Origin of the sequence: Citrobacter amalonaticus (assembly GCF_018252635.1) — a bacterium.
Taxonomy (GTDB): Bacteria; Pseudomonadota; Gammaproteobacteria; order Enterobacterales; family Enterobacteriaceae; genus Citrobacter_A; species Citrobacter_A amalonaticus_E.
Genome location: NZ_JAGTXM010000047.1, coordinates 1 through 390 on the forward strand (window position 1 = coordinate 1; position 390 = coordinate 390).

General features: G+C 57.4%; 1 protein-coding gene. It reads right to left on the bottom strand.

The window, feature by feature from the left end; genetic code table 11:
* The coding region (locus KE671_RS22645) for an autotransporter outer membrane beta-barrel domain-containing protein (RefSeq protein WP_211986815.1) at nt 1–390 on the bottom strand (390 nt) is incomplete at both ends.

The window sequence follows — 390 nt, forward strand, 5'->3', positions numbered from 1 at the left end:
TCGCCGACGTTACGTGCGCCTTTGACCTCATTGCTGATGTCATCCATCTTCACGCTGTAGCTGCTGGTGTTGTAGATCCAGTTGGCTTCGATGAACGGCTGGAAGGTGCGGTCTTTACCGTCATCCATGGCGTGATGGCCCTGGAGATACGCTTTCACGCCCAGTCGCGTTTGCAGATTGCCGTCGGTTTTATCCACCACCCGGGTGCCGTTTTTCTCGATGTGGGTATCGGCCTGCACGTCCATCCAGGTCACCTGGACTTTAGGTTGCAGCCAGTAGCTGTCCCGACCGTTGCTGCTCTCTGTGAGACGGAAGGTGTAACCGGCTTCCAGCGAGGCGGTGATACCGTCCGAGTCATACTTTTCAGACGCCAGTCCCTGGCCGGACACG